Here is an 8,535-nt window from a genome sequence, read left to right as displayed (position 1 = left end):
GATGAGAGCCGGCGCCACAAACAAACCCCCCCCCACCCCCGCCCCCGGGGGGGGGGGGGGGGGCGCCCGCCCCCCCCCCCCCCCCCCCCCCCCACCACCGTCTGTTCGGGGCGCGCGGCGCGACACGGTTCCGCGTGAGTGCCGCGGTCCCGTCAGCCGCCGCTCCCGGCCACTTCCGGCTCGTGCCGCGGCGGGCGGCCGTGCCGGGGGAGCAGGAGCGGGGTCACCAGGCTGAGGAGCCCGGCGAGTGCGATCGCGGCGCGGAGTCCGAAGAGTCCGGCCAGCAGGCCCCACAGCGCGGTCAGCGCCGCGACCGTGGCCTTGCCGGTGACCGACCACGCGGACAGCGTGCGGACGACCCGGTCCGGCGGCGTGTGGGCGAGCCGGTAGGCGGCGAACACCGGGGTGAACACCCCCATGCAGGTGATCAGTCCCAGCTCGACGGCCATGACCAGCACCAGCCCGCCGGTACCGGGAGGGACGAAGGCCAGTCCGGGCAACCAGCACACCCGCAGCACCCCGGCGGTGAACAGGACCGTGCGCTGACCGAACCGCGCGACGAGCGGGCCGGACAGCCGGGAGCCGACCAGACCGCCGAGGCAGGGCACCGCGAAGGCGAGACCGTACTGCCAGGGCGCGAACCCGAGCCGGCCGAGCAGGAGGACGGTGAGCAGCGGCTGGGTCGCCATGATCAGGCCGTTGACCAGCACCGTGTTGAAGAACAGTGGGCGCAGCGAGGGATGGGCCAGGAGGTGGCGCCACCCTTCGAGCACGTCCGCGGCCCGGAGCCGGGGGGCACCGGTGCGCACCGGCCGCGGTTCGCCGCCGCCGATCGCGCGGAGCCCCGCCGCCGAGAGCAGATAGCTGACCGCGTCGGCCAGCACGGTCGGCACCGGACCGAACAGCCCGGTCGCGGCCCCGCCGAGCGGCGGTCCCAGCACGGTGGTGGTCCATGTCGTGGACTCGAACCGGGCGTTCGCGGCGAGCAGGTCGGCCGGCCGGACGAGCGCCTTCAGGCAGGCGCCGGCGGCCGCGTTGAAGGTGATGTCCGCCGCGGCGACCACGACCGACACGACCAGGAGCTGGACGAAGCCGAGCAGACCGAGGACGTACGCCGCGGGCACGGTCAGCAGCGCCGCGCAGCGCACCAGGTCCATCGCGATCATCACCGGCCGCTTGGGGCGGAACTCCACCCACGGGCCGAGCGGCACCGCCACCGCCGCCCCGGCCGCCAGTCCCGCGGCGGCCAGCAGCGACACCTGGGTCGGTCCGGCGTGCAGCACCAGGACCGCGGTCAAGGGGAACGCGTCGAACGCGAGCCGGGTACCGAGGGCACTGACCCCGTACGCCGCCCACAGCCATCCGAACCGCCGCCCCAGCGACCGCCTGGCCCCCATGCCCACCCCGTCCCTCGCACCCGCCCGCGCGCCACCGCCCCGGCCGGAGCCATCCAAGCCAGCGGCACGTCCGCCGGGCAAACAACCGGGACGCCCGGTGGCCACAACCACCCGTTGTGGCAGGGGCCCGCCCTGCCCCGAACGGCACGCCTCAAGGCGCCGGCCGCTCCTCGGCGTCGCGGAGCAGCAGCGCCGCCAGGGCCAGGGCCGCGCCCCGTGGCGTCGAGAGGTCGAGACCGGTCAGCGCGGACACCCGGGCGAGGCGGTTGTCGACGGTGTTGGGGTGGAGGGTGAGCAGCCGGGCGGTGGCGCGGCGGTCCTGGGCCTGTTCCAGGTGCGTCCGCAGGGTCTCGACGAGTTCGGGGCGGCCGGCGACCGGGTCGAGCAGGGCGGCGATGCGGTCGCTGCCGGCACTGGGCCGGGACAGCTGGTATTCGAGCAGCACGTCATCGAGGCGGTGCAGCCCGGCCGGGTGGCCGCAGGCCCGCGCCACCCGCACGATCCGCGCTGCGGTCCGTGCCGCCTCCGGCACCCCGGTGACCTGCGCGGCGGGCACGGCGGCGAGCCGGACGCCCGGCCCGCAGACGCCGTCGAGCAGCCCGGCGAGGCCGTCCGGTGGCGGCACCCGGCCGGGCACGACCGCCCGGCCTCCGGCACCGTCGAGCAGGGCGAGCACCTCCCTGCCGAAGGCACGGTCCAGCACCGCCTGAAGCCGCCGCGCCACCCGTCGTGCGGCAACCGGCGCCCGGGGACCGTCCGGCAGCTGCACGAAGAGGACGAGTGACGGCCCGTCGAGGTGGCCGGCGCCCGGCGGGGGCGCGGTGCCCTCCAGCAGGGCGCGTACCAACGAGCGCTGCTCCTCGGGGCGTTCGGCGGCGAGGGCGGCCTGCTCGTCGAGGTAGGCCTCGGTGACCGCGCCCACGATCCGCTGCTCGGCGGCGAGAAGACAGCCGGCCAGCTCGGCGAGCGCGGCGTCCTCGCCGGGGCGGGCGGCCTCGCTCAGTGCCTGCCACAGCACCCGCACCCCCGCGCAGTGGGTGGCCAGCAGCAGCGGCAGCGGCATGCCCTCCTCGGCCCGCTGGGCGGCGCGTTCGCGGAAGAGGGCGAGGTCGCCGGGGCCGGACCGGGGCTCGTGCACCACCCGCTCCAGGAACAGCCGCAGCCCGTGCCGTGCGGTCGCCGCGATCTCCACGTCCTTGACCTCGGCGGGGAGTTCGGCATAGCCGTGCAGCTGCGCGAAGGTGTCCTGGGACATCAGCCGGGCCAGCGCGTTCACCCGGGGCGCACAGCGCGCCGCGAGCGCCCGCGCGGTGGCGGACAGCTCAGGAACCGGCAACCCGGCCCCGTCCGCCACCGGGCCGGCACCCGGCACATCCGTCGTCATCAAGCAGCCTCCGGTGCCGTCGTGACGCGTCACCCTAGTCCGCTGCTCCAGTGGCACCGTGCGCGGCGCGTCACCCGCCGCCCGCCGGCGGGTGACGCCCACCCCGCCCCCTCATCCGGCCACGAAGTGGCTCGGCCGTCCCTGGCGGTGCACCAGCCGGCCGAGCCGCTCGGCCTCCGCCCGGTGCAGCAACTCCCGCCGCCCGTCGGCGTGTTCGAGCACGCAGGAGTGCCAGGGCGTCAGCCACACATCGGGCGTCTCCAGCAGCCGGATGCCGAACTTCTCCGAGCCCCGAGGCTGCGGATGGATGGACAGCCGGAACGCTCCCGGATGGTGCGCGGCGATCAGCTCGCCCCAGGCGCGGCTGCGCTGCATCACCCCGTAGGCGCGCCGGCGGCAGCTGCGCTGTAACGCGGAACGGGTTCCCGTGAAGGCGACGGAGTCCTCGAAGAGGAACCGGGTGATGCCCTGGTACAGCCGCCGGGTGGGCTCGTCGCTGCGGGTCAGCGACCGCAGGGTGTCCAGGTCCGGGGCGTAGCGCTCGTGGACCAGGGTCCGCTTGGCGTCGTGCGACAGGTGCCGCCCGTAGACGTCCCGCAGATCGAAGACGTCGAGCCGGGTCAGGCCCTCGTCGTGGATCAGTGCGCGCAGTGCGTCGGCGTAGGCGTCGATGTCGCGGTCGGGTACCTGGATGAGGTCGCTGAAGACATGTCCGTCCGAGCAGATCACCACCCGCGCCCCGGGCGGGTGGTGGGCCGCGATCCGGGCGCAGAGCGCGTCCAGGAAGCGCAGTGCCAGCCGTTCGCCCTCGTCGGGGAGGTGGCCGAGCACCTTGGCCGGGTTGGGTGACTTGCAGGGGAAGCCCGGCAGGGTGAACACGATCGGCTCGTCCGCCGCCACCGGCGCGGCGAGCAGGCGCAGGTGGGCGGGGAAGGCGTCGGGGGTGTCACCGTGGACGGTGTCGGTGTCCAGGGTGCGCCGGTAGGGCAGGAGCGTGGCGAGCACCTCGGCGCAGCGGGCCGGTTCGTCGGAGGGCGCCGCCGGACGCGGCGGCGCCGGGCTGGTCAGCACGCGGCATCCGGCCCGTTCCCACCGGAACCCGTGTACGGGCAGCCGCCGTAGGACACCGTCAGCCGGCCGACGCCGCGCGCCGGCACCGCCGGGGTCCACTCCAGCTCCGGGTCCGCAACGGCGAGCCGCAGACCGGGCAGCCGTCTCAGCAGGGTGCCCACGGCCACCTGGAGTTCGACACGGACGAGCGTGGCGCCCGGACAGGAGTGGATGCCGTGGCCGAAGGCGAGATGCGGGTTGGGGGTGCGGTCGAAGTGCAGACCGTCCGCGTCGGGGAACTGCCGGCCGTCGCGGTGGGCCGCGCTCAGCGACACGAGGACGGAGTCGCCCGCCGGGACCCGGGTGCCGTGCAGCTCGGCGTCCTCGGCGGGGAACCGCCAGGTCGTCAGCTCGAACGCGCTGTCATACCGGAGGAGTTCCTCGACCGCGCGGGGCAGCAGCTCCGGCCGGGCGGCCAGCTCCGCGAGGTGCGCGGGGTGCCGCAGCAGGGTGACCAGCGCCGTGGTGATCTGGTGGGTGACCGGTTCCTGCCCCGCGACCAGCAGTTGGAAGACCATCGAGTCGAGTTCCTCCTGGCCGAGCCGGTCCGCGTCGTGGGCCGCCACCAGCCGGGCGAGCAGGTCCTCACCGCCCTCGGCGCGCTTGTGGCCGACCAGGTCGGCGAGGTACTGCTGCAGCCCGCGCGGCCGCGCCTCGTACGCCGGCCGGCCCGGGTCCCCGGCCCCCACGGGCTGGACGGCCTTGCCCCAGTCCCGGTCGAAGCGGCCCGCGAACTCCGCGGGCAGCCCGATGACTTCGGCGAGCACCTGAAAGGGGAAGCGGGCGGCGAAGGCCTCCACCAGGTCGGCCTCGCCGCTCTCCGGGAGCCCGTCGAGCAGGGCCTCGGCCATCTCCTGGAAGCGGGGGCGCAGCGCCTCGACGCGCTGCGGTGCGAAGGCGTCGGTGAGCAGCCGGCGCAGCGCGGGGTGCCGCGGCGGGTCCTGGTGGAGCAGGTGTACCTGGAGCTGCGAGTGCTGCGGCTCGGGCAGGATCGAGGCGCGGGCCCGCCAGGCCGCGTCGCCCCGCGAGTGGTGCTTGCCCAGCCGCGGGTCGGTGAGCGTCCGGTGCGCGGCCTCGTAGCCGGTGACGAGCCAGGCGCACTCCCCGCTGGGCAAGCGCACCCGGTGGACCGGGCCGCGCTCCCGCAGCGCGGCGTACAGCGGATAGGGATCGCTTTCGTACTCCGGCCCGTACAGCTCGACGGGTTCGGACGACGGGGACACGGCGTCTCCTCAACGGTGGGGGGTGGGACGACGAACCGCGCCCGGATGGCGCGGCGTTGGAGAGGTCGGGCCGCGGGCGCGCCGAGTTCCCGGCGGGGGATGTGATTTCGGCGGCGGGGGAGCGCGCGGGTGCGGTGGACCCGCGCAAACCCAGTTAGTCGGGCCCGGCGGCCGGTGAGTTCCGGCGGCGGAACGGGACAAACCTCACGTGCGCACAAGCCACGAATCGGCCGCCCGGCACCCTCGCCGGCTGCCACGATGACGCGATGTCCAGCTCTTCGGCCGACCGCAGTCGGCCCCCTCTTCGCCAGGCTGTCACACGGCTGCTGCCCGCCCGGTCGGTCCTCGGTTTCCTCGCGCTGCTGGTGGTGCTCGGCATGCTGTCGTACGCGGCCGGGACCGCCGCCGGGCCGGTGGCCCCGGGGCTGCGCCCGGCCGACGGGACCCGTACGGGAGAGTCCCCGCCCGCCGACCACGGGGACATGGGCGGCATGCATGACATGGGCGCCGCGGCTCCCCGCCCGCTGCCGGCGGGAGCACCGCGATGACGCCCGAGCCCCGGACCGGCACCCCGGCCCTCGCCGCCGAACCGGACCGCAGCACCACCCTCACGATCGGCGGGATGACCTGCGCCGCCTGTGTGGGCCGGGTCGAGCGGAAGCTCGGCCGGCTGGCGGGCGTCGCCGCCACGGTGAACCTCGCCACCGGCCGGGCCACGGTCAGCCACCCCGCGGCGGTCCCCGTCACCGAGCTCATCGCCACCGTCGAGGCGGCCGGGTTCACCGCACAGCTCCCCGCCCCCGCCCCGCAACCGGACACGGCGGACCAGGCGTCACCCACCGGCCGTCAGGACGCCCCGGACGCCCAGGGCTCCCCGGACGACGGCGCCCGCGCCGAGCGGCACCGGCTGCTGGTGACCACCCTGCTCTCGCTCCCCGTCCTGGTCCTGTCGATGGTGCCCGGCTGGCAGTTCCGCGACTGGCAGTGGCTGTGCTTCGTGCTCGCCGCACCCGTCGCGGTCTGGGGCGCCGCCCCCTTCCACGTCCGTGCCCTGCGCGGGCTGCGGCACGGCGCGGCGACCATGGACACCCTGGTCTCCCTGGGCGTCGCCGCCTCCTTCCTCTGGTCCGCCTATGCGCTGTTCCTCGGCGGGGCCGGGGCGCCCGGGATGACGATGCCGTTCAGCCTGCTGCCGGCCGCCGGCGACGGGACCGCCCACCTCTACCTCGAAGCCGCCGTCGGCGTACCGCTGTTCGTGCTGGCCGGACGGCGGATGGAGGCCAGGGCCCGGCGCGGCACCGGCGCCGCCCTCCGCGCCCTGGCCGAACTCGCCGCCAAGGACGTCGTCGTACGGACGGCCGACGGTGAGCGGCGCATCGCGGTGGACCGGCTGCGGGTCGGTGACCACTTCCTGGTCCGGCCCGGCGAACGGGTCGCCACCGACGGCACCGTGGTCGACGGCAGCTCCGCCCTGGACCTGTCCCTGATCAGCGGCGAGAGCCGCCCCGTCGAGGCCGGTCCGGGCACGGCGGTGGTCGGCGGCGCGGTCAACTCCGGTGGCCTGCTGGAGGTACGGGCCGACGCGGTCGGTGCCGACACCCAACTCGCCCGGATCACCCGGCTCGTCGAGGACGCCCAGACCGGCAAGACCAAGGTCCAGCGGCTCGCCGACGCGGTGGCGGCCGTCTTCGTGCCCGCCGTACTGACCGTCGCCGTCAGCGTGCTGGGCTTCTGGCTCGGTGCCGGAGCCGAGCCACAGGCCGCCGTCACCGCCGCGGTGGCCGTGCTCGTCGTCGCCTGCCCCTGCGCCCTCGGGCTGGCCACCCCGACCGCGCTGCTGGCCGCCACCGGCCGCGGCGCCCAGCTGGGCATCCTGGTCCGCGGGCCGGAGGCGCTGGAGCGGCTGCGCCGCATCGACACCGTCGTCCTCGACAAGACCGGCACCCTCACCACCGGCCGGATGAGCGTCACCGCCCTCACCCCGCGCACCGGCGGCCTCGACGCCGCTGCGGTGCTGCGGCTGGCCGCCACCGTCGAGCAGGGCTCCGAGCATCCGCTGGCGCGCGCGGTCACCGCCCACGCCGAAGAACGGCAGCCGGATCAACCGCTCCCGCCCGTCGCGGACTTCAGCGCCACCCCGGGGTACGGCGTACGCGGCACCGCGGACGGGCGCCTCGTGGAGGTCACCCGGCCCGGCGACCTCACCGGACTGCCGGCCCCGCTGCCGGACGCGGTGCACACCGCCGAGAAGGCCGGCCACACCGCCGTCCTGGTCACCGTCGACGGCACCCCGGAGGCCGTCCTCGCGGTCGGCGACGCGCTCCGCCCCGACAGCTACCGCGCCGTCGACCACCTGCGCCGCCTGGGACTGCGACCGGTCCTGGCCACCGGCGACCGTGCCGCCACCGCCCGCGCGGTGGCCGGCCATCTCGCCATCACCGAGATCCATGCCGAGGCCCGCCCCGAGGACAAGGCCGCCCTCGTCACCACCCTCAGGGAACAGGGCTGCCGGGTCGCCGTCGTCGGCGACGGGGTCAACGACGCCGCGGCCCTCGCGCTCGCCGACCTCGGGATCGCCATGGGCAGCGGCACCGACGCCGCCATCGGCGCGGCCGACGTGACCCTGGTACGCGAGGACCTCCAGGGCATCGCCGACGCCGTACGCCTGGCCCGGCGCACCCTGGGCACCATCCGCGGCAACCTCGTCTGGGCCTTCGGCTACAACCTCGTCACCGTGCCGCTCGCCGCCGTCGGCCTGCTCAGCCCGATGCCGGCGGCGGCCGCCATGTCCGCCAGCTCACTGTTCGTCGTGGGCAACAGCCTCCGGCTGCGCGTCTGGCAGCCGGGCGGCACCCGTCCCGCCGCCCGCGGCTCCGCTCACGCCCAGCCGGCCGCACAGGGGGAGACCCGATGACCCGACCGTCCGTCCCCGCCGTCGCCGTACCGCTGCTCACCTGCCTGGTGACCCTCGGCGCCCTCACCCTCTGGACCGCCACCGGCAACGCGGGGACCCCCGCGGCCCTGAGCGTCCCCGAGGGCCGGGTGCTGATCGCCGGCGGCTCCGAGGCCACCGCCGCGTTCTTCACCATCCGTAACTCCGGCGGCGCGGACAACGTCCTGACCGGCGTCACCGGTCCGGCCGGCCATCGCGCGATGCTCAGCCGCACCGTCGACATCGGCGACAACGCCCGCAGCATGGCGATGGTCCGCACCGCCACCGTCCCGGCCGGTGCCGCCCTCACCATGACGCCGGCCGGCCTGGACGTGATGGTGAGCCCGCCGCCCCGGCTCGCGCCCGGCGACCGGCTCACCTTCACCCTGCACTTCCGCCACAGCCCGCCGCAGACCGTACGGGCCCGGGCGGTACGCCCCGGTGCCGAGTGACGCGGCCGGCGCCACGGCGGGCCCATGGACCGGGCAC

Annotated in this window: 7 protein-coding genes; 3 read left to right on the top strand and 4 right to left on the bottom strand. The window is 76.0% G+C overall.

Going from position 1 to position 8,535, the window contains the following annotated elements; genetic code table 11:
- Positions 1-152: 152 nt before the first annotated feature.
- The 4 genes from ACWC9R_RS32370 to ACWC9R_RS32355 form a co-directional block, all read right to left on the bottom strand.
- Positions 153-1,397, bottom strand: a complete 1,245-nt coding sequence (locus ACWC9R_RS32370; protein WP_450736897.1) for an MFS transporter — start codon at positions 1,395-1,397, stop codon at positions 153-155.
- Between the two features lie 151 nt (positions 1,398-1,548).
- The gene (locus ACWC9R_RS32365; RefSeq protein WP_450736895.1) at positions 1,549-2,781 is read right to left on the bottom strand and encodes a PucR family transcriptional regulator; all 1,233 of its coding nucleotides are present in this window, start codon (positions 2,779-2,781) and stop codon (positions 1,549-1,551) included.
- Positions 2,782-2,892: 111 nt separating this feature from the next.
- A complete protein-coding gene (locus tag ACWC9R_RS32360; RefSeq protein ID WP_450736893.1) occupies positions 2,893-3,852 on the bottom strand; it encodes an L-tyrosine/L-tryptophan isonitrile synthase family protein in 960 nt (319 codons plus the stop codon).
- A complete protein-coding gene (locus ACWC9R_RS32355) occupies positions 3,846-5,114 on the bottom strand; it encodes a cytochrome P450 family protein (RefSeq protein ID WP_450736891.1) in 1,269 nt (422 codons plus the stop codon). The genes ACWC9R_RS32360 and ACWC9R_RS32355 overlap by 7 nt, the downstream gene beginning before the upstream one ends.
- A 266-nt stretch (positions 5,115-5,380) precedes the next feature.
- Here ACWC9R_RS32355 and ACWC9R_RS32350 point away from each other — a divergent pair, with 266 nt between their 5' ends.
- The 3 genes from ACWC9R_RS32350 to ACWC9R_RS32340 are packed head-to-tail and all read left to right on the top strand — an operon-like array spanning position 5,381 to position 8,498.
- Positions 5,381-5,662 carry a hypothetical protein gene (locus ACWC9R_RS32350; protein ID WP_450736889.1) on the top strand — a complete coding sequence of 94 codons (282 nt, stop codon included), beginning with the start codon at positions 5,381-5,383 and terminating at the stop codon, positions 5,660-5,662.
- Positions 5,659-8,028: a heavy metal translocating P-type ATPase gene (locus tag ACWC9R_RS32345; RefSeq protein ID WP_450736887.1), complete on the top strand. Its 2,370-nt coding sequence runs from the start codon at positions 5,659-5,661 to the stop codon at positions 8,026-8,028. Before ACWC9R_RS32350 ends, ACWC9R_RS32345 begins: the two co-directional genes overlap by 4 nt.
- Complete coding sequence (locus ACWC9R_RS32340) at positions 8,025-8,498, top strand: copper chaperone PCu(A)C (protein ID WP_450736885.1); 474 nt, start codon at positions 8,025-8,027, stop codon at positions 8,496-8,498. Before ACWC9R_RS32345 ends, ACWC9R_RS32340 begins: the two co-directional genes overlap by 4 nt.
- The last annotated feature ends 37 nt before the right edge of the window (positions 8,499-8,535 follow it).

This window comes from Streptomyces sp. NPDC001219 (assembly GCF_053597915.1).
Note: the sequence above shows the minus strand (reverse complement) of the source record. Positions and strands in the feature narration are given on the sequence as shown.

Bases quoted from the DNA above. Each gene is read 5' to 3' on its own strand.
- ACWC9R_RS32370 (WP_450736897.1), bottom strand. From the start codon at position 1,397: ATGGGGGCCAGGCGGTCGCTGGGGCGGCGGTTCGGATGGCTGTGGGCG.
- ACWC9R_RS32365 (WP_450736895.1), bottom strand. From the start codon at position 2,781: ATGACGACGGATGTGCCGGGTGCCGGCCCGGTGGCGGACGGGGCCGGG.
- ACWC9R_RS32350 (WP_450736889.1), top strand. From the start codon at position 5,381: ATGTCCAGCTCTTCGGCCGACCGCAGTCGGCCCCCTCTTCGCCAGGCT.
- ACWC9R_RS32345 (WP_450736887.1), top strand. From the start codon at position 5,659: ATGACGCCCGAGCCCCGGACCGGCACCCCGGCCCTCGCCGCCGAACCG.
- ACWC9R_RS32340 (WP_450736885.1), top strand. From the start codon at position 8,025: ATGACCCGACCGTCCGTCCCCGCCGTCGCCGTACCGCTGCTCACCTGC.